We start from the raw sequence: 17,790 nt of genomic DNA on the forward strand, positions 1-17,790 counted from the left end.
GAAAGCGCATTTGAAAGTTCCGGCAACCGCCATGATGCTGGCGGCTGGTCTGGGAAAGCGTATGCGCCCAATCACCGAAACAATCCCCAAACCATTGGTTCGGGTTGCGGGTAGGCCATTGATTGATTGGGGACTTGATGCGCTGGCTATGGCAGGTATTACCAAGACTGTGGTCAATGTGCACTATCTCGCTGACCAGCTTGTGGAGCATCTTGCGAAGCGCAAAGCACCAACAATAATAATTTCTGACGAAACGGAATGCCTGCTCGATTCTGCTGGCGGCATTATCCACGCTTTAGATGCGCTGGGAGAAGACCCGTTTTTTGTGCTCAACGCCGATACATTCTGGGTCGGAGATCAGCAAAATCCTAACTTGCACCGGCTTGCATCGCGGTGGAATGATGCTGCGATGGATATTCTATTGATGACCGCTCGTCTTGATCAGGCGACAGGATTTGAAGGGAAGGGCGACTTCGTTGCAGATCAGGAAGGCCGTCTTCGCCGTCTGCGCGATGGTTCAGGCGAGCCTCTCATCTATGCAGGTGCAGCCATTATCCATCCGCGAATTTTTGCACAGGCTTCGGCTGGTATATCTTCGCTCAATCAATATTTTGATGCAGCCATTGCAGCCGGGCGGCTTTATGCTATGCCAATGACAGGCCATTGGCTGACCGTCGGAACTCCGCAAGCTATAGCGGAGGCGGAGAACGCACTAACCAGTTTTGCATAGGGGAAATGATGAGACGGCAGAAATTGTTTTCCATTCCGTCTGGCACGCCCTTTTTGCCAAGTTTCGCACAAGCGCTGCTTGATGGCAGGCTGGTTGAAGGATTTCCGGGAAATCCGAATGATCCGCTAGCCCTTGCCAGTGCGACGATTTATGTGCCCACACGCCGTGCCGCGCGTGCATTGCGCTCAATATTGGTCGAATTAAACCCTGCCAAAAGCGCTATACTGCCCTCGATCAGGCCGCTTGGCGATGTTGACGAAGACGCGGCTTTTTTCAATCTGGGTGGCGCGGATGCGTTCGATCTCAATCCACCTATTGGCAACTCCGAACGCCTATTGCTGCTGGCGCGATTAATACGTCCGTGGCGCGAATCTTTGCCAGCCCATGTGCGAGCTTTATTTGGTGCTGACGATATTTCGGTTCCGGCAACTACCGCCGATGCAATCTGGCTGGCTCGCGATCTTGCGGGATTGATGGATCAAGTTGAAACAGATAATGCCCGCTGGAGCGAATTGGGCAATATTGCACCAGAAGATCTGGCGGATTGGTGGCAGGTCACGCTTGGATTTCTGGATATTGTCACCAAACTCTGGCCAGAAATTCTCGAAGAGCGCAAACTTTCCAATCCCGCAGCGCATCGCAATCAGCTCATTCTCGGTGAGGTGGCACGATTACGCGATAACCCGCCCGCTGGCCCGGTGATTTCCGCGGGCTCGACCGGTTCTATTCCCGCCACCGCAGAATTGATTTCCGCAATCGCGCAATTGCCACAGGGTGCCGTGGTGCTTCCGGGTCTTGATCGGGATCTGGATGAAAAAGCATGGCAGCTTTTAGGGATTGAAGAGGATAACCCATCCATATTTGGCCATCCGCAATATGGTTTGCGCAAGCTGTTACAAACAATGGGAACCCTGCGTGAGGATGTTGAGCATATTGAAAATATGCCTCTTGAGAAACGCATCCTAGAGCGTGTTGTTGCAGAAGCCTTGCGGCCAGCAGAAACCACCGATGCATGGAGCGCTCTGAACAAAGATGAGCAAATGCAGCCGCAAGTTCTGCGAAAAGTTGCGCAAAATATCGATCTGATTGAAGCGACCAATGAGCGCGAGGAAGCGCTGGCCGTTGCGCTGGTCCTGCGCGATGCAATCAGTGACGAAAAAAACATGGCAGCACTAGTGACCGCTGATCGTAATCTGGCGCGCCGTGTGGTGGGTGAGCTAGCCCGCTTTGGCATTGATGCGGACGATTCCGGCGGCCGTCACTTGCGTGATATTGAAACCGCCACATTAATGCGCCTTATGGTTGAAAATCTGTTTAATCCCGGTGATCCGGTTGCATTGCTGGCGCTGGTTAAACATCCGCATTTGCGTTTGGGCGCGCCTCGTATCGAGCGGCGATTGGCGGCAGAAACGCTGGAATTGCTGGTTTTTCGCGGTGGAACCGGCAGGGCTTCGATTTTAGATTTGCCCGAATTTTTCGACCGGCGTCTTTCTGAAAGCGCAGATCTCCCCTGGGCCCCCGCTTGGACGAATTTGGTCACCCAAGAAATGATCGAGGCTGCACGCGATCTTTGTGTGAGCCTATCGGAGGCTGTAAAGCCATTAGCGCCTTTCGCGCTCGCTGATCGGCGTACGGAAATTGGCGAAATCAGCCGTGCTACGGTCGAGGTGCTGGAAAATCTCGCCCGCGATGAAAATGGCAGTGTCGCTGGCTTTTATTCCGGTGAGCATGGCGAAAAGCTGGCAAACTTCCTGCGCGGTCTGGTTTCAAGCGAAGCAGCGCTGGATTTTGAGGCCAGCGAATGGCCTGCCATTCTTGAAGCGTTAATGTCGGGTGAAACCGTAAAGCCGCATCCCGGGGGCCATCCCCGCGTCTTTATCTGGGGTGCGCTCGAAGCGCGCCTTCAGACCATGGATACAGTGGTTATTGGTGGGCTTAATGAAGGTAGCTGGCCTGCAAAAACCCGCAATGACCCCTTCATGTCGCGGCCAATGAAAAACATGATTGCGCTTGACCCGCCAGAACGCCGAACTGGTCTGGCTGCGCATGATTTTCAAATGGCACTGGGCATGGACCATGTGGTGCTGACGCGTTCACAGCGCAGCGATAATGCACCCACAGTCGCTTCACGCTGGTTGCAGCGCCTGCAAACCGTATTGGGAGACGAAGTTTCCAATGATATGCGCGCCCGTGGCAGTCGTTTTCTGCATTGGGCAAGAGAAATTGACCGGGCGCCGGATGTGCCTTTCGTCAAACGGCCTGAGCCAGCCCCGCCGGTTGAGGCGCGGCCCGATGCTTTCTCTGTCACGGAAATCGAAACCCTGCGTCGCGATCCCTATGCAATCTTTGCCAAAAAGATCCTGAAATTGCGTCCGCTTGAACCATTGATCCGTGATCCTTCCGTCGCTGAACGCGGCACATTGTTCCACAATATTCTAAGCGATTTTACGCAAGAAGAAATTGATCCACTGTCACCGGAAGCAGCCAATAGGCTGGCCGAAATTGGTCAGCAGCATTTCGCAGAAATGGAACTGCCGGTTGAAATTGAAGCCGTTTGGTGGCCGCGCTTTACCGCATTGATAGAAAACTTTCTGCGCTGGGAGCGAGATCGCGCCCATAATGTTCAGCAACGTTTTGCAGAAATTAAATCACAGAAACGAGATATTGAAGGGCTCGGCATAACCCTGTCGGGACGGGCAGACCGTATCGATCTGATGCGCGATGGAACGGCTGAGGTGATTGATTATAAAACCGGATCCACGCCATCGCCGCGTCAGGCGCATGTGCTTTTGTCGCCGCAATTGGCGCTGGAAGCGGCACTGCTTGCGCGCGGAGCCTTTGAGGAGCTGGGCCCGGTTAACGCGTCTGATTTGACCTATATTCGGCTGCGTGCTGGCGGAGAAGTGAAGCCCGAGACCATTTTGAAAGTCGGTAGGCCCCCATCGGAAAAATCAGCGCCGGAAATTGCAGAAGAAGCCTGGCAGCGGCTGGCACAATTGCTGGCCGAATATAAAAAGCCGGAAAAAGGTTATTTATCTCGTGCTTTGCCGTTCCGAGAAACAGATTTAACGGGCGATTATGATCATCTGGCGCGAGTGCTGGAATGGTCCGCTGGCGGCGATAGCGGCGGGGAGAGTGGCGAATGAAAAAGCAAAGGATCATCCCGCAGGAAACCATCGCAGCCCAATCAAGCGCGGCCAATCCGCAAGCCTCTGTCTGGGTTTCAGCCAATGCTGGCTCCGGTAAAACCCATGTTTTGACCGAGCGGGTGATCCGTCTTTTGCTGGAAGGCACTGATCCATCGAAAATTCTCTGCCTGACCTATACCAAGGCGGCAGCGGCGGTGATGCAAAACCGGGTTTTTGCCCGGCTTTCTGAATGGGCGGTACTTTCCGATGAGCAACTGGCAGAACGGCTTATCAATTTGGAAGGCCGCAGGCCCGGGCCCGCGCGGCTTGCCGCAGCTCGGCGATTATTTGCCCGCGCGCTGGAAACGCCGGGTGGCCTGAAAATCCAGACCATTCACGCTTTTTGTGAAGCGATTTTGCACCAATTTCCGCTGGAAGCAAATATTGCTGGCCATTTTGAAATGATGGACGATCTCGCCCAATCGGCCCTTGTGGGCGAGGCGAGGCGGACCTTGCTGGAAGCTGCCCATGGCGGCAGCGAGGTTGAATTGGCGGAAGCCTTTGCCGATGTCATGCAGGCCGCAGGCGAGATGGGCTTGCAAGCTTTGCTTGATGAAGCCGTGAACCGCCGCAATGGTTTGCAGCAATATATTGATGCGCTTGGCGTGGCAGAGCAACGCAGCCAAGTGCTGCATAAACATTTCGGCTTTGACCCAAATATGCGGGTCGATGATATGCTTGAGGATTTCTGGCCTGCCCCGGAATTTTCTGATGATGTGCTGGATCTTATCCTTTCAATACCCAAAGGGGCTGCACGGGCACAGGACATTGCTTTGCAGCTCAAACAATATGACAAGGTAAACAGCGCGACAGAAAAAGAAGAGGTTCTAAGAGCAGCTTTCATCAAATCAAACGGCGAGGCCAAATCCGGTGCGTGGGTGGCGTCGGCGGCTGTAAAAAAACTGCTTCCTGACTTTGAGGAAAATTTCAACACAGTCGCTGAGCAGGTCGAGAAGGGGCTCGACCGGATGAAAGAATTGCGCCTTGTACGGTTCAATTTGTCGGCTCTGACCTTGATCGACAATCTTCTGCAACGCTATCACGATCTCAAACGCAAACGTGGTTTGCTCGATTTTGAAGACCTGATCACACGCACTGTTTCGCTGCTGGCGCGCGATGGAGCAGGGCAATGGGTTCAATATAAGCTTGATCGCGGCATAGACCATATTCTGGTGGATGAGGCACAGGATACCAGCCCTGATCAATGGCAAGTGATCCGCATGTTGTCCGATGAATTCTTCTCAGGGCTTGGACAACGGGATGTGCAGCGAACTCTTTTCGCGGTTGGCGATGAAAAACAGTCGATCTATTCGTTTCAGGGCGCGGTGCCAGAAGATTTTGCCATACAGGGTTCAGCGATCAGTGCACGCGCACTCAATGCTGAACTTAAATTCGAAAAAGTACGCCTGAATTTTTCCTTCCGCTCTGCTCCCGATGTTCTGCAGGCAGTAGACGAGGTGTTTTCGCGGCCGGAAGCGCATCGCGGGCTGGGAGAAGCAACAGTACATTCGGCAATCCGCGAGAATGAACCGGGCGAAGTTGAAATCTGGGATATGCTGACCCCGGAGGAAGTTGATGAGCCAGATGATTGGCGCGTGCCAGTCGACCACTTGCAGGCGCCTGCGATCAAACTGGCCGATCATATCGCACAGACCATACGCTATTGGCTGGATCGTGGCGAAACCATACCCGGACAAAACCGAAAACTGACGCCCAAAGACATTATGATTTTGGTGCGCAAGCGCGACCAGTTCATGCCAGCGCTATCGCGTGCTCTTAAAAACCTTCAAGTGCCGGTTGCCGGTGCTGACCGTTTGACCCTGACCAGCCATATTGCCATTCAGGACCTTATGGCATTGGGGCGCTTTGTATTGCAGCCCTCAGATGACTTGTCTCTGGCATCCTTGCTCAAAAGCCCGCTATTTGGCTGGGATGATGATCAACTTTTCAAACTCGCCTATCCAAGGGCCAAGGGTGAGACGCTGTTTGAGCGTCTGTTCCATGCATCTCATAAAGATCCGGCGCTGATACCGCTGCATAAAACACTCAGCCGCTGGCGTAATATGGCCGATACTATGCCGGTTTTTGAGTTTTATGCGCGTATCCTGAGTGCTGACGGAGCAAGGCGTAAACTTCTGGCCCGGCTTGGCCCGGAAGCGGGCGATATTATTGATGAATTTCAAAACTATGCGCTTTCGGCGGAGCGGGCAGGGCTGCCGGGCTTGCAAGCATTTTTGGAAACGCTTGAAGCCGCATCGCCAGAAATCAAACGCGAGCTTGATCAGGGGCGCGACGAAGTTCGAATCATGACTGTTCACGCCGCAAAGGGGCTTGAAAGTGCGGTGGTGTTTCTTGTCGATCCGGGAAGTGCGGTTTGGTCTGGCAATCGCGCGCCCAAGCTCATTCCTTTCGATCTTCAAAATGATGGACCGACGGTAAAAGGCTATCTTTGGCTGCCGAATAATAATTACAGAACCGGCTTTTTGGCGTCGTGTCTGGATGAGCTGAAAACCCGCACAGAAGAAGAATATCGCCGTCTTCTTTACGTGGGAATGACCCGTGCTGAGGATCGGCTTATCATCTGCGGGTATCGCGGCTCGCGTGAAAGTGGCGAAACCTGGCACCGCCTGGTCGAGGATGCGCTATCCACCAAAGCAGAGGCTTTTGTTCATCCCGTCTCTAACGAGACCGCAATGCGTTATCGCAAGACACCAAGGCGCATCACGGAAATTGAACAAGAGGATATAGAGCAGCAACCTGTTCTGCCGCCATTGCCAGCCGAATTCTTACATCCCGTTAAGCCCGAACATGGATTGCCGCGTCCGCTGGCGCCATCCGGCGCGGCAGCGTTGATCGAAGCGGACGAAGAACCGCCACTGGGTGTAACTTCGCCAGTTCTGGGGGAAGGGCCAAACGGACCGGGCTTTGCGCTGCGTCGCGGCACTGCAATTCACATGCTCTTGCAATATTTACCCGAAATAGAGCCAACCCGCCGCAGCAAGATGGCGGATGATTATCTTGCGCGAATAACCCCCGATTGGCCGGAAGCCGAACGGCGTAAAGCGTGGGAAAGCGTGGCTGCTATCCTATCTGACCCACAATTTGCACCGGTATTTGCGCCCGGTTCACGCGGCGAAGTCGCAGTGATGGGCACAATTAAGCTGGGTGAACGCGAACATGCCGTTTCCGGGCAGATCGACCGTATCAGCATTGATGAGGACCGGGTGCTTATTGTGGATTACAAAACAAACCGCCCACCGCCAACGACCATTGAAGCAGTTCCTGTCGCTTATCGGGCACAGCTAGCACTTTATCGTGAATTGCTAGCCCCACTTTACCCAGAACGCAAAATAGAAACCGCTTTGCTGTTTACGGAAGGTCCTTTTCTTCTGGCACTTACCGACGAAGTTTTGCAAGAAACACTGCAATCGCTCGGTGCCAGTCAACGAAAGGTGAGTAACTAAACTTGACGGATGCCTGCCATCGCGCCACATGCTATGGTATGAAAAGTTGAGCGCAGGCAAGTTTCGCCTGAGCACGAGAAAGGATAGAACCATGGCCACCGTAAAGGTTGATAAGGACAATTTTCAGGCGGACGTTCTCCAATCGAGCGAACCGGTTGTAGTGGATTTTTGGGCTGAATGGTGCGGCCCTTGCAAAATGATTGCTCCGGCGCTGGATGAGATTGCGGCTGAAATGGCTGGTCAGGTCAAAATCGCCAAGGTCAATATCGACGAAAATCCAGAACTGGCAGCCCAGTTCGGCGTTCGTTCGATCCCCACATTACTTATGTTCAAAGACGGCGAATTGGCAGCCAATATGGTTGGCGCAGCACCAAAAAGCCGCCTTGCCGATTGGATCAAGGCATCAGCCGCCTAATCAATCATATATATCAAGTAAAAAACCCGGCTCGTCCGGGTTTTTTATGCTAAGTCTAAATATCAGACGGGCGGTGTTCCATTATCTCTGAGAACTTCTCCGGCTAAATAAAGCGATCCACCGATTAGAATACGCGGCGGCGCTTCATCCGTAGGCCAAGTGTCACGCAGGATTTTCAGCGCATTTTCAACTGAATGCACCGGTTCAGCGGAAAGCCCGGCCTTTTGCGCACTGACAGCCAGCGCATCATTTGCTATGCCCGCATCGCTTGAAGGAATGGGCACTGTGAAAACATGGCGTGCAATCCCCACAAATGCCCGGAAATAACCAACCGGATCTTTTGTGTTGATCATTCCGATGATGAGAAATAGCGGGCGGGTGGTTCGCTCTTCCTGCTCGCCCAGCGCCTCGGCAATGACCAAGCCAGCGCCCGGATTATGTCCGCCATCAAGCCAGATTTCGGAAGCGGCAGGCGCAAGATCAACCAATGAGCCATGGGTCAGGCGCTGCATACGTGCAGGCCAATCGACGACCATCAATGCCTTTTCGGCCGCTTTTTCGGTAATGGTGAAACCCGCCATCTGAATGGCTTCAATAGCTGCTGCCGCATTGGCAATCTGATGCCGGCCTGCAAGTCTTGGCAGGGGCAGGTCAATCAATCCGTCCTCATTCTGGAACACCATGCGGCCATGCTCTTCATAGGCAACAAAATCCTGCCCGAAAATAGATAGCGGACAGCTAAGCCGCTCCGCGATAGAGGCAACCACATTGCGGGCCTCATCAAAATACTGAAAACCGATAACAACCGGGCAGCCGGCTTTTATGATTCCTGCCTTTTCCGCCGCTATTAGCTCTACACTATCGCCTAAATAGGCCTGATGATCGACCGAGATCGGCATGATCAATGAGACAGCAGGCTCTGCGATGACATTTGTAGCATCAAAGCGCCCGCCAAGGCCCACTTCCATAATCACAACATCGGCGGGATGTTCTGAAAAGAGGACGAATGCGACCGCCGTCAGAATCTCAAAGACGGTGATCTTTTGTCCATCATTGGCCGCCTCGACCCGCTCTATAGCGTTGGCTAAGATATCGTCAGTTACAAACTGGCTCCCACCCTTAGCGGCAAGTCGATAGCGCTCATGCCAATTGACCAAATGCGGTGAGGTATGAACGTGAACATTATACCCGCCCGCTTCCAGTAGCGCGCGGCAGAATGCGGAGGCAGATCCCTTGCCATTGGTACCAGCAATATGAATTACCGGCGGAAGTTTAAGATGCGGATTGCCGAGCTTCTCTAAAAGACCGCGAATGCGGTCCAAAGAAAGATCAAACCCTTTTGGATGCAACTGCATCAGCCGCTCAATCACGGCATCCGCTTTTCCTGACACGATCAGGCTACCTTATCGTCAGTTTCTGCTGGTTCTAGTTCAGAATCGGGCGCGGTCGCTGGTTGCCCTGTCATGATCTTGAGCAGCCGTGCGATTGTTTCCTTAAGTTCTAAGCGGGAAACAACCATGTCGACCATACCATGTTCCATGAGATATTCAGCGCTCTGAAAACCTTCAGGGAGCTTCTCACGGATTGTTTGCTCTATCACGCGTGGACCCGCAAATCCGATCAACGCGCCCGGTTCTGCAATGTGAATATCGCCAAGCATGGCATAGGAAGCAGTGACACCACCGGTAGTGGGGTTGGTGAGTACCACAATATAGGGAAGACCGGCTTCTTTAAGCATTTCCACAGCCACAGTCGTGCGCGGAAGCTGCATAAGCGACAAGATACCTTCCTGCATGCGAGCGCCACCGGACGCAGCAAAAAGCACCAGCGGACGCTTAAGCTCAATTGCTTTTTCGAAAGCCTGAATGATCGCTTCACCGGCCGCCATGCCGAGCGAGCCGCCCATGAACCCGAAATCCTGAACAGTGGCCACAATCGGCAAGCCTTCAATCGTGCCCAAACCATTGACGATTGCGTCATCCAGCCCGGTGCGCGAGCGATAATCTTTCAGGCGATCAATATATTTCTTTTCATCGCGGAATTTCAGCGGATCAACTGGAACTTTTGGCGATTCCAGCGTCTGATATTCGCCATTATCGAAGAAAAAGCGCAACCGGTCTTTCGCCTTGATGCGCATATGGTGTCCGGAAGAAGGGATCACGAATTGGTTGCTTTCGAGATCCTTATGGAACACCATTTCTCCGGTCAATGGATCTTTGATCCATAGATTTTCCGGCATTTCGCGGCGTCCGAGCATCGAATTGATCTTCGGGCGGACGTAATTGGTGATCCAGTTCATAGTTTCGGTTCCGTTTCTTGTCGTTTTTAAATGGCCGATTTATTGGGCAGCTTCAAGGCGTACGGCGCGAATACTTTGCGCCAGTGCATTTACAAGCTGAGAGGCGGCCGCCACGGGGTCGCCGTTTACATTTCCATCGGCATCAAGTTCGCCTGCTATCGCATTCACAATGGCAGTTCCAACCACAACACCATCGGCATAAGCGCCGATAGCGGCTGCATGTTCGGGTGTCTTAACGCCAAAGCCAACGCAAATGGGCAGATTTGTGCTCTGTTTGATGCGGTGCACCGCTTCTGAAACAGCGGATGTATCGGCCGTCGCGGTGCCAGTAATCCCCTTCATGGAAACATAGTAAACAAAGCCTGAAGAATTATGCAGCACCGCTGGCAGGCGTTTAGCATCGGTGGTGGGTGTCGTCAGCCGGATAAAGTTAAGACCTGCTTCCATCGCTGGAACGCACAATTCTTTATCCATTTCTGACGGCAGATCGACAACGATCATCCCATCAATGCCCGATGCTTTCGCATCATCTAGAAAACGCTCAACGCCATAAATATAGATGGGGTTGTAATAACCCATCAACACGATGGGGGTTGTATCGTCCTGCTCACGAAAATCTGCGGCCATTTTCAGTGTTTTCGCCAAAGACTGACCGGCTTTGAGTGAGCGCAGCCCCGCAGCCTGAATGGAAGGTCCATCGGCCATCGGATCGGAAAACGGCATGCCCAATTCGATTACGTCAGCACCAGCCTTGGGCAATGCGCGCATAATATTGAGCGATGTTTCATAATCCGGATCGCCGCCCATGAAATAGGTTACAAGCGCCGGACGGCCTTCGGATTTTAACTGAGCGAATTTGGTGTCGATACGCGTGGTCATATTCTTCCCCTCAGATATCCATGCCAAGCAGCTTGCCGACCGTGTGCACGTCCTTGTCGCCTCGACCGGATAGATTGACAATCATGATCTGATTTTGGTCCATTTGTGGAGCCATTTTGACTGCCTGCGCAATAGCATGCGCGGATTCAAGGGCAGGTATGATCCCTTCAACACGGGTGCAAAGCTGAAATGCGTCTAGCGCTTCATCATCAAGGATTGGCACATAGTCAACACGACCCGTATCACGCAACCATGAATGTTCCGGACCAACACCGGGATAATCCAGACCAGCGGAAACCGAGTGGCCTTCAAGAATTTGGCCATCTTCATTTTGCAGCAGATAGGTACGGTTTCCATGCAGCACACCGGGGCGACCGGCATTCATTGACGCGCAATGTTCATCGCCATCAAGTCCGCGACCGCCCGCTTCAACGCCAACAATTTTGACCGAAGCATCGTCAAGGAAAGGATGGAACAAGCCAATGGCGTTTGATCCACCTCCGACCGCTGCGATGATCACATCGGGAAGGCGACCTTCCTGATCGAGAATTTGTTGGCGCGCTTCAAGCCCAATCACTGATTGAAAATCCCGCACCAGTTCAGGGTAGGGATGCGGCCCGGCAGCGGTGCCGATCAGATAATAAGTGTCGTCCACATTGGTGACCCAATCACGCAGCGCTTCGTTCATCGCATCTTTCAGCGTGCCATGTCCCGCAGAAACTGGCTTCACTTCGGCACCCAGAAGCTTCATGCGAAAAACATTCGGCTTTTGCCGTTCAACATCGGTAGCGCCCATATAGACGACGCAAGGAATGCCAAAACGCGCAGCAACCGTCGCCGATGCAACACCATGCTGGCCAGCACCGGTCTCGGCGATGATGCGGGTTTTGCCCATGCGCTTGGCAAGCAGGATTTGGCCCAAACAATTATTGATTTTGTGGCTACCAGTATGATTGAGGTCTTCGCGCTTGAAATAGATTTTTGCGCCGCCCAGATGTTTTGTCAGCCCTTCGGCATAATAAAGCTTGGAAGGCCGGCCTGCATATTGGCTTGAGAGATTGGCAAGCTCAGCCTGAAATTCAGGATCATCTTTGGCGGATGCATAAGCCTCTTGCAATTCGAGGATCAAAGGCATCAACGTTTCAGCAACGAAGCGACCGCCAAATATGCCAAACATGCCCTCTTCATCCGGGCCTGTTCTGTAGGAATTGGGTTCAACAGGCTTATTCAACGTTCCGCTCCGTATGTTCAGCCGCGCTGTAGCGATGATTTCCCATCAGCCCGCGCAATAGCCTCAAAAAACTCTTTAATCAGACCCACATTTTTTTCACCAGGTGCAGTTTCAACACCCGATGACACGTCAATGCCTCCAATGCCCGACGCTTTGGTTTTTTGCAGCGCCTGGGCAATGTTGCCCGCATTCAGCCCACCGGAAAGCATGTAATCAATATCCGCGTCAAGTTCGGCCAACAGGTTCCAGTCAAATGCAATGCCGTTACCGCCCGGAAGCTCAGCCCCTCTGGGCGGCTTTGCATCGAATAGAAAGCGATCTGCAATGCCCTTATAGGCTTTAATTGCGGCAAGATCCGCAGCATCTCGAATGGCAAAAGCCTTCATCACCGGCAGTGCATAACGCTGTCGGACAGTTTGCACCCGTTCAACTGTTTCATCGCCATGCAGTTGCAGCATTTCAGGCTCAAGCTCGGAAACTATTTCATCAAGCATCTGGTCGGTCGCGTTAACCGTTACCGCTACGACCTTGGCTTTTCCGCGCACAGCTTCACGTAAGGACGCTGCCTGTTGGGGTGTAAGATGGCGTGGACTTTTTGGAAAGAAAATAAACCCAATATGCGTGGCTCCGCCCTCTAAAGCAGCCGCGACCGCTTCAGGCGTTTTTAATCCGCATATTTTTACATCAAAAACCATGGCATTCCCGTCGCACAATTTAGGGCGGGACTCAAGCTGGTTCGGCATCAAAGACCGATTAAGCTTTCTTGGCGTCGAAACTACCATCTATTCCCTGAGCAATCAGATAGTCATAAGCTTCGATCACTTCCAGAGGAACAGCCTGTGCGAGCTGATAGCCCATGGCGGGATATTCAAGGATACGGCTTAGATCCCCAACCATTTCATGGACGAGTTTTTCGAATGGAAAACTTTCGGTAGGCTGATCTTCAAATGAGGTAAGAGGCGCGGTGGTCATCGCTTTGGCCTCGGGCCATTGCCGCGCGACGGTGGCCTGAACGCGATGCTGGGTGTGAGGATTGGATACAAGAATGGCGCTAATTGCGCCGGGAGCCAGTAAATCGCGGGAGAAAGTAATTTTTTCTCCGATATTGGTGCCACGAGGCTCAATAATGATGGCTTTTTCAGGAACCCCACATTCTATCGCTTGGTTGGCGAAAGCTTCTGCAACACTCGCGCAGGAGATCAAACCCTCCGTATCGCTGCCGCCCTTACCAGAAAACAGCAATATTGGCGCGAGCCCTTCTAGATAAAGTTCTGCGGCTCTTTTAGCCACCCGCAGATCATAACTACCCAGACCGACAATAACATCGGCTTTTTCCAGCGGATCATAGATGCAGTGGTAATCCCACAACACCTTTGCGGCGGTTTTGATTGTGTGTGTCATGAAAATTCGATTGCCTGTAGTGCACTGCCGTTGCGCCTGAGCCAGGCTTTGCACCGCTCGGTGTCGGGACAAAGCTCAAGACAGAGTTTCCAGAAGTTCGGCCCATGGTTCATCTCAATAAGATGCGCCACCTCATGAGCCACGAGATAGTTTATAATAGCCGGTGGCGCCATGCCAATGCGCCATGAGAAAGATAAAACACCATCCGATGTGCATGAGCCCCAACGGCTTTTGGTGTCTTTGAAGCGAATAGCCTTAGCCTTGCGACCGATGGTCGAGGTATGCTGCCTCACCAATTGCTCAATTTCGCGCTTGACCTGCGCTTTAAGAAAATCTTCCACCCTGCGCGGCAGATGCGCCAAGTCGCCATAAACGAGCAATATATTGCCTTCGGCAAGCTCCACCGTACCTCGACCGCCTTGATGCACGATCAGATGCGGCACACCTCGAAGTGGGATTTTCACCCCCGGACGGACAATGGCGTCCGCTGGTAATTTAGCAATCCGGCTTTCAAGCCAGCCTTCATGCCGTTGCAGAAAACTGTCCACCTCCCGTTCCGGCACGCCCGGCGGGATGGTAACTCGCAACCCCTTGCCCCCTGCCTCTATCCGCAATGTGAGGCGCCGAGCGCGTGGGTTTTCATAGATTCGTAAAGGCAATTCTCGGCCCGCGACCGCATGGATGCGCTCGCGTCGAGTAGTCACCGGACCACGCCGCACTGAACGAAGGAGAGAAATGCCCATTCTTAAAGAATAGGTGATTCGCGGAAAAAGACAGTATTAATTCCGTAAAAATTCCAAAATGGCGCAAGAAAGCTGCGCCATTAAGGGTTATTTTTAGGGCAATGTTTAAGCGCCGGTAACGCCATCACCATCATTATCTTTGCGCGGGGCGGGCGCATTATCTGCGCTTGCACCAGCGCGGCGTTGGCTCATAAAACGATCAAACTCTTGCTTGTCGCGCGCACGACGAAGCTCTTCCGCATAGGTTTCAAACTCAGCGCGGGCTTCGTCAAGCTTGCGGCGTTCTTCGTCGAGCCGATCAAGTTCCTGTTTGCGCCACTCATCAAAAGCTGCGTTTCCCGTGCCGCCAAAGCTGCTGCTAAACGGCGAGCGATCTTTTTTGCAACAATTGCTAAAAGTGCTGAATACCGAATCGGTCTTCTCATTCACATTACGCTTAAAGCCATCGAGACGATCGCCCCAGATAATATAGGCGAGCATCGCAAGACCAAGTGGCCAGAAAAAGATGAAGCCAAGAACCATTAAAGCGATGGTGGCGGGCGTCCAGGCTGGGCGGATCAATGCGGAATTTCTCATGGTTTACTCCGTCAGATTGTGCCGGTTTAGCACCTGCACCATGCAGGGACAGTTTGCGCGGCTTGAATTTGACGTGGTAAGAAAAATGCGGCATTTCAAGAATACCGCATTCAATCATTTGGCGAGTTTGCGCTAAATAATGCAAATCACTCGATTATTTTTGCAACCTTTGTTGCACTATTCGGTAAATCGTTCTGCCAGCCCCGATACCGTCCGGATCAACAGATCCAAATCCTGCTCCCGTGAAAGTCGGTGATCCCCATCGCGGACCAGTGTGAGGGTGACATCATCCATCGGCAGGTGCTCAATCAAAGTGAGAGCATGCTGATATGGAACCGCATCATCTAGCATCCCCTGAACAATATGCACCGGACAGTCGGTTTCAATAATTCCCTTTAGCACCAGATTATCGCGTCCATCTTCAATTAGTGCTCGGGTATAAATATAAGGCTCGGCGGAATATTCTGACGGTTCTTCAAAATAACCTTTTTCCATAAGATCACGCTTCTGCGCTTCGGTCAGAGCCGGCTCAACGAGCGTTGCGGTAAAATCCGGAGCGGGTGCGATCAGCACCAGACCAGCGATTTTCTGCCCCTGTTTTTTCAATTCCTGCGCCATGCGCAAAGCGATCCAGCCTCCCATTGAGGAGCCAACCAGAATTTGTGGACCCTTTGCAAAGTGACGACAGACTTCGAGGCTTTCATTAAGCCAGCGTGAAATCGTCCCTTCTTTGAATTCCCCGCCTGATTCTCCGTGTCCCGAATAATCAAGACGCAGCATGGCGTGTTCATTTTGTGCTGCCCACTGATCCAAAGCCACCGCTTTGGTGCCAATCATGTCGGATCGATAACCGCCCAGCCAGACGATTCCGGGTTGTTTGCTTCCCTGACGATGCCGCACCGCTATGCTCACACCATTCACGTCGATAAATTCAAGGTTCACGTCGTTCATAGTTTACTCCTTTGCTGGCTGAGCTTTCTGCCTGCTCGTTTGGCTAACTCCTGTGCCACGAAAGCATGCAGGATTAAAGGCTGGTGATGCGAATGGGGAGCCAGATCAATATGCCCGATTGGGCTGATTTGCGCGGGAAAATACCGATCGAAAGACTGTTCTGTCTCTGGGGGTGATTTTCATTGTAAAAGATGCTATTGACTTTAGCGCGCACATAACGACATTTCCGCATGAACTGCGGTTCGTAGAGGGAAATGCCGTCAGGCCGCAAATTTAACTCGCACCAAACGAAATAATTCAGGAGATAACGACCATTCGCCGACCGTTCAGAGCGACGCCGGTCCAGAAAGACGGACCGCGCTCCAATCGCGATATCCGGGTTCCCCGGGTTCAGCTTATCGACGCCGAGGGACAGAACCACGGCACCGTTTCGATTCAAGACGCACTTGCAATGGCAGAAGAGGCTGGTCTCGATCTTGTTGAGATCGTGCCTAATGCCGAAATACCCGTCTGCAAGATTGTAGATCTGGGCAAGCTGAAATATCAGAATCAGAAAAAAGCCTCAGAAGCACGCAAGAAGCAGAAGACGGTTGAAATCAAAGAAATCAAGATGCGACCGAACATCGATACTCATGATTATGAAGTAAAGATGCGCGCTGCACAGCGATTCTTTGATGAAGGCGACAAGGTCAAGTTTACCTTGCGTTTCCGTGGTCGCGAAATGGCGCACCAGGAACTTGGCATGAAATTGCTGCTCCGCGTCAAAGAAGAGACCGCAGCCATTGCCAAGGTTGAGGCAGAGCCGAGGCTCGAAGGCCGTCAGATGATGATGGTACTTGCTCCGCGCTGATTGCGCTCATTTTAGCCATTTGGAAAACCGCCTTCGGGCGGTTTTTTACTGTCTTTGGGCCGTCGCGACGAGGTGCGTTGATTGGCTCTAATAATGATAAACTTTCGTAATTCCGCCATTGCCTTTTTTTCGCGTTATGCGTATAAGGCCGCGTTCGAACCGACCGGCAGGGCATGCCGTGGCGGTTTCGTATGCTTTTCGAACTTGGTCAGTTCGGGAGTGAAGCAAGGTTCTTCTCGCTTGCAGACACGATGATTTCTTAAACAAGGAATGTCGTGTGCCAAGCAAGAGACGGACCATAATTACAGAGACGTCGAGTGTTTTCGGGCACCAGAACGTCAAGAAGGAGTAGCAAAATGCCCAAGATGAAGACCAAATCATCCGCTAAAAAGCGGTTCAAGATCACTGCTACCGGCAAAGTCATGGCAGCCGGTGCTGGCAAACGTCATGGCATGATCAAGCGCTCGAACAAGTTCATTCGCGATGCTCGCGGCACGATGGTGCTTTCCGATGCTGATGCGAAAATTGTGAAAAAGTTCTTGCCTAACGGCCTTTAAGCCGTCCGCCCATAAGGAGATCATAACATGGCACGTGTAAAACGCGGCGTAGCTTCCCACGCCAAGCACAAAAAAGTTCTCGCTCAGGCTGCCGGTTTCCGCGGTCGTCGCAAGAACACCATCCGCACCGCCAAGGCAGCAGTCGATCGTTCAAAGCAATATGCTTATCGCGATCGCAAGAATCGCAAGCGGTCATTCCGCGCTTTGTGGATCCAGCGCATCAATGCGGCTGTCCGTGAGCATGGCTTGACCTATGGTCGTTTCATTGACGGTCTTTCCAAGTCCGGTATTGAAATCGATCGTAAGGTTCTTTCCGACATCGCGATCCATGAACCGGATGCATTCGGTGCGCTGGTCGCATCGGCAAAGAAGGCACTCGAATATCTCAAAAATACCGAGACGCCAAACGCATTTGAAGGCGCTGTTCGCTAAGCCAGCCGCCTTCCCAAAGCGTTATTTTTAATTTTGGGAACCCGCGCTGGCTCGGCTGGCGCGGGTTTTTCTTT

At 52.5% G+C, this 17,790-nt stretch carries 16 protein-coding genes; 7 read left to right on the forward strand and 9 right to left on the reverse strand.

The genetic code is table 11. From position 1 onward, the window contains the following. Positions 1 to 10 precede the first annotated feature (10 nt). The 4 genes from C7374_RS00905 to trxA all read left to right on the forward strand — a co-directional run bounded on the left by C7374_RS00905 (position 11) and on the right by trxA (position 7,797). A complete protein-coding gene (locus C7374_RS00905) occupies positions 11 to 730 on the forward strand; it encodes a nucleotidyltransferase family protein (protein ID WP_111574229.1) in 720 nt (239 codons plus the stop codon). 5 nt (positions 731 to 735) lie between these two features. Then, entirely contained in the window at positions 736 to 3,876 is a 3,141-nt protein-coding gene (gene addB / locus C7374_RS00910) for a double-strand break repair protein AddB (RefSeq protein WP_111573733.1), read from the forward strand. Further along, positions 3,873 to 7,382 (forward strand): double-strand break repair helicase AddA, encoded by a 3,510-nt coding sequence (gene addA, locus C7374_RS00915; RefSeq protein WP_170130204.1) that lies wholly within the window; start codon positions 3,873 to 3,875, stop codon positions 7,380 to 7,382. Before addB ends, addA begins: the two co-directional genes overlap by 4 nt. A gap of 91 nt (positions 7,383 to 7,473) precedes the next feature. Further along, the gene (trxA, locus tag C7374_RS00920) at positions 7,474 to 7,797 is read left to right on the forward strand and encodes a thioredoxin (protein WP_111573734.1); all 324 of its coding nucleotides are present in this window, start codon (positions 7,474 to 7,476) and stop codon (positions 7,795 to 7,797) included. Positions 7,798 to 7,859: 62 nt separating this feature from the next. On the opposite strand, the gene C7374_RS00925 is transcribed toward trxA, so the two are convergent. From C7374_RS00925 to C7374_RS00965, 9 genes are all read right to left on the reverse strand, one after another. Next, positions 7,860 to 9,152: a bifunctional folylpolyglutamate synthase/dihydrofolate synthase gene (locus C7374_RS00925; RefSeq protein ID WP_111574230.1), complete on the reverse strand. Its 1,293-nt coding sequence runs from the start codon at positions 9,150 to 9,152 to the stop codon at positions 7,860 to 7,862. Positions 9,153 to 9,190: 38 nt separating this feature from the next. Next, positions 9,191 to 10,096 (reverse strand): acetyl-CoA carboxylase, carboxyltransferase subunit beta, encoded by a 906-nt coding sequence (gene accD, locus C7374_RS00930; RefSeq protein WP_111573735.1) that lies wholly within the window; start codon positions 10,094 to 10,096, stop codon positions 9,191 to 9,193. A gap of 39 nt (positions 10,097 to 10,135) precedes the next feature. Beyond that, positions 10,136 to 10,975 carry a tryptophan synthase subunit alpha gene (gene trpA, locus C7374_RS00935; RefSeq protein WP_111573736.1) on the reverse strand — a complete coding sequence of 280 codons (840 nt, stop codon included), beginning with the start codon at positions 10,973 to 10,975 and terminating at the stop codon, positions 10,136 to 10,138. Positions 10,976 to 10,985: 10 nt separating this feature from the next. Further along, positions 10,986 to 12,206: a tryptophan synthase subunit beta gene (gene trpB, locus C7374_RS00940; RefSeq protein WP_111573737.1), complete on the reverse strand. Its 1,221-nt coding sequence runs from the start codon at positions 12,204 to 12,206 to the stop codon at positions 10,986 to 10,988. Between the two features lie 17 nt (positions 12,207 to 12,223). Then, the gene (locus tag C7374_RS00945) at positions 12,224 to 12,901 is read right to left on the reverse strand and encodes a phosphoribosylanthranilate isomerase (RefSeq protein ID WP_111573738.1); all 678 of its coding nucleotides are present in this window, start codon (positions 12,899 to 12,901) and stop codon (positions 12,224 to 12,226) included. Positions 12,902 to 12,959: 58 nt separating this feature from the next. Further along, on the reverse strand, positions 12,960 to 13,607 hold the full coding sequence (locus tag C7374_RS00950; RefSeq protein WP_111573739.1) for a YdcF family protein: 648 nt from the start codon (positions 13,605 to 13,607) through the stop codon (positions 12,960 to 12,962). Then, positions 13,604 to 14,350 (reverse strand): M48 family metallopeptidase, encoded by a 747-nt coding sequence (locus C7374_RS00955; protein ID WP_111573740.1) that lies wholly within the window; start codon positions 14,348 to 14,350, stop codon positions 13,604 to 13,606. Before C7374_RS00955 ends, C7374_RS00950 begins: the two co-directional genes overlap by 4 nt. Before the next feature lie 105 nt (positions 14,351 to 14,455). After that, a complete protein-coding gene (locus tag C7374_RS00960; RefSeq protein WP_111573741.1) occupies positions 14,456 to 14,926 on the reverse strand; it encodes a DUF2852 domain-containing protein in 471 nt (156 codons plus the stop codon). Positions 14,927 to 15,103: 177 nt separating this feature from the next. Next, positions 15,104 to 15,877: an alpha/beta hydrolase gene (locus C7374_RS00965; RefSeq protein WP_111573742.1), complete on the reverse strand. Its 774-nt coding sequence runs from the start codon at positions 15,875 to 15,877 to the stop codon at positions 15,104 to 15,106. Positions 15,878 to 16,190: 313 nt separating this feature from the next. Here C7374_RS00965 and infC point away from each other — a divergent pair, with 313 nt between their 5' ends. The 3 genes from infC to rplT all read left to right on the forward strand — a co-directional run bounded on the left by infC (position 16,191) and on the right by rplT (position 17,716). Next, positions 16,191 to 16,727, forward strand: coding sequence for a translation initiation factor IF-3 (gene infC, locus C7374_RS00970; protein WP_111573743.1), 537 nt, complete (start codon positions 16,191 to 16,193; stop codon positions 16,725 to 16,727). A gap of 356 nt (positions 16,728 to 17,083) precedes the next feature. Then, positions 17,084 to 17,284 carry a 50S ribosomal protein L35 gene (gene rpmI / locus C7374_RS00975; RefSeq protein ID WP_111573744.1) on the forward strand — a complete coding sequence of 67 codons (201 nt, stop codon included), beginning with the start codon at positions 17,084 to 17,086 and terminating at the stop codon, positions 17,282 to 17,284. 27 nt (positions 17,285 to 17,311) lie between these two features. Further along, positions 17,312 to 17,716 (forward strand): 50S ribosomal protein L20, encoded by a 405-nt coding sequence (rplT, locus tag C7374_RS00980; RefSeq protein WP_111573745.1) that lies wholly within the window; start codon positions 17,312 to 17,314, stop codon positions 17,714 to 17,716. Positions 17,717 to 17,790 lie beyond the last annotated feature (74 nt).

It is taken from the genome of Falsochrobactrum ovis, from assembly GCF_003259955.1.
In the GTDB taxonomy this organism is placed as follows: domain Bacteria; phylum Pseudomonadota; class Alphaproteobacteria; order Rhizobiales; family Rhizobiaceae; genus Brucella; species Brucella ovis_A.

What these genes read in the sequence shown, in the direction of transcription:
- C7374_RS00965 (WP_111573742.1), bottom strand. Translation starts at nt 15,877, where the DNA reads ATGAACGACGTGAACCTTGAATTTATCGACGTGAATGGTGTGAGCATA.
- trxA (WP_111573734.1), top strand. Translation starts at nt 7,474, where the DNA reads ATGGCCACCGTAAAGGTTGATAAGGACAATTTTCAGGCGGACGTTCTC.
- C7374_RS00960 (WP_111573741.1), bottom strand. Translation starts at nt 14,926, where the DNA reads ATGAGAAATTCCGCATTGATCCGCCCAGCCTGGACGCCCGCCACCATC.
- C7374_RS00945 (WP_111573738.1), bottom strand. Translation starts at nt 12,901, where the DNA reads ATGGTTTTTGATGTAAAAATATGCGGATTAAAAACGCCTGAAGCGGTC.
- addA (WP_170130204.1), top strand. Translation starts at nt 3,873, where the DNA reads ATGAAAAAGCAAAGGATCATCCCGCAGGAAACCATCGCAGCCCAATCA.
- C7374_RS00950 (WP_111573739.1), bottom strand. Translation starts at nt 13,607, where the DNA reads ATGACACACACAATCAAAACCGCCGCAAAGGTGTTGTGGGATTACCAC.
- C7374_RS00955 (WP_111573740.1), bottom strand. Translation starts at nt 14,350, where the DNA reads ATGGGCATTTCTCTCCTTCGTTCAGTGCGGCGTGGTCCGGTGACTACT.
- accD (WP_111573735.1), bottom strand. Translation starts at nt 10,096, where the DNA reads ATGAACTGGATCACCAATTACGTCCGCCCGAAGATCAATTCGATGCTC.
- rplT (WP_111573745.1), top strand. Translation starts at nt 17,312, where the DNA reads ATGGCACGTGTAAAACGCGGCGTAGCTTCCCACGCCAAGCACAAAAAA.
- trpA (WP_111573736.1), bottom strand. Translation starts at nt 10,975, where the DNA reads ATGACCACGCGTATCGACACCAAATTCGCTCAGTTAAAATCCGAAGGC.
- addB (WP_111573733.1), top strand. Translation starts at nt 736, where the DNA reads ATGATGAGACGGCAGAAATTGTTTTCCATTCCGTCTGGCACGCCCTTT.
- C7374_RS00925 (WP_111574230.1), bottom strand. Translation starts at nt 9,152, where the DNA reads ATGCAGTTGCATCCAAAAGGGTTTGATCTTTCTTTGGACCGCATTCGC.
- rpmI (WP_111573744.1), top strand. Translation starts at nt 17,084, where the DNA reads ATGCCCAAGATGAAGACCAAATCATCCGCTAAAAAGCGGTTCAAGATC.